1 rRNA gene (only partly in view) is annotated in these 1604 nt (G+C 57.7%); it reads left to right on the top strand.

Annotated elements, in window-relative coordinates:
* Nucleotides 1-57 precede the first annotated feature (57 nt).
* Nucleotides 58-1604 (top strand): 23S ribosomal RNA (locus ACWCQ1_RS51865); it runs 1270 nt beyond the window's last position.

The following is a 1604-nucleotide window of genomic DNA, read 5'->3' as shown; positions in this document are numbered from 1 at the left end:
GGGGTGGTGGGTGGCTGGTCGTTGTTTGAGAACTGCACAGTGGACGCGAGCATCTGTGGCCAAGTTTTTAAGGGCGCACGGTGGATGCCTTGGCACCAGGAACCGATGAAGGACGTGGGAGGCCACGATAGGCCCCGGGGAGTCGTCAACCAGGCTTTGATCCGGGGGTGTCCGAATGGGGAAACCCGGCAGTCGTCATGGGCTGTCACCCTTGCCTGAACACATAGGGCAAGTGGAGGGAACGCGGGGAAGTGAAACATCTCAGTACCCGCAGGAAGAGAAAACAACCGTGATTCCGGGAGTAGTGGCGAGCGAAACCGGATGAGGCCAAACCTACGACGTGTGAGACCCGGCAGGGGTTGCGTCGTGGGGGTTGTGGGATCTCTCTTCCACGGTCTGCCGGCCGTGGGACGAGTCAGAAACCGTTGATGTAGGCGAAGGACATGCGAAAGGTCCGGCGTAGAGGGTAAGACCCCCGTAGTCGAAACGTCAGCGGCTCGTTTGAGAGACACCCAAGTAGCACGGGGCCCGAGAAATCCCGTGTGAATCTGGCGGGACCACCCGCTAAGCCTAAATATTCCCTGGTGACCGATAGCGGATAGTACCGTGAGGGAATGGTGAAAAGTACCCCGGGAGGGGAGTGAAATAGTACCTGAAACCGTGTGCCTACAAGCCGTGGGAGCGTCGGAACAAGGCTTGCCTTGTTCTCGTGACTGCGTGCCTTTTGAAGAATGAGCCTGCGAGTTTGCGGTGTGTTGCGAGGTTAACCCGGGTGGGGTAGCCGTAGCGAAAGCGAGTCCGAACAGGGCGCTTTGAGTAGCACGCTCAAGACCCGAAGCGGAGTGATCTAGCCATGGGCAGGTTGAAGCGGAGGTAAGACTTCGTGGAGGACCGAACCCACCAGGGTTGAAAACCTGGGGGATGACCTGTGGTTAGGGGTGAAAGGCCAATCAAACTCCGTGATAGCTGGTTCTCCCCGAAATGCATTTAGGTGCAGCGTCGTGTGTTTCTTGCCGGAGGTAGAGCACTGGATAGGCGATGGGCCCTACCGGGTTACTGACCTTAGCCAAACTCCGAATGCCGGTAAGTGAGAGCGCGGCAGTGAGACTGTGGGGGATAAGCTCCATGGTCGAGAGGGAAACAGCCCAGAGCATCGACTAAGGCCCCTAAGCGTACGCTAAGTGGGAAAGGATGTGGAGTCGCAGAGACAACCAGGAGGTTGGCTTAGAAGCAGCCACCCTTGAAAGAGTGCGTAATAGCTCACTGGTCTAGTGATTCCGCGCCGACAATGTAGCGGGGCTCAAGCGTACCGCCGAAGTCGTGTCATTGCAGTAATACTCCCAACGGAGGCTGTGATGGGTAGGGGAGCGTCGTCTGCCGGGTGAAGCAGCCGCGTAAGCGAGTTGTGGACGGTTGACGAGTGAGAATGCAGGCATGAGTAGCGATTCACACGTGGGAAACGTGTGCGCCGATTGACTAAGGGTTCCTGGGTCAAGCTGATCTGCCCAGGGTAAGTCGGGACCTAAGGCGAGGCCGACAGGCGTAGTCGATGGATAACCGGTTGATATTCCGGTACCCGCTGTGAAGCGTCAAACATCGAACCT

This window comes from Streptomyces sp. NPDC002144, from assembly GCF_053593695.1.
Note: the sequence above shows the minus strand (reverse complement) of the source record. Positions and strands in the feature narration are given on the sequence as shown.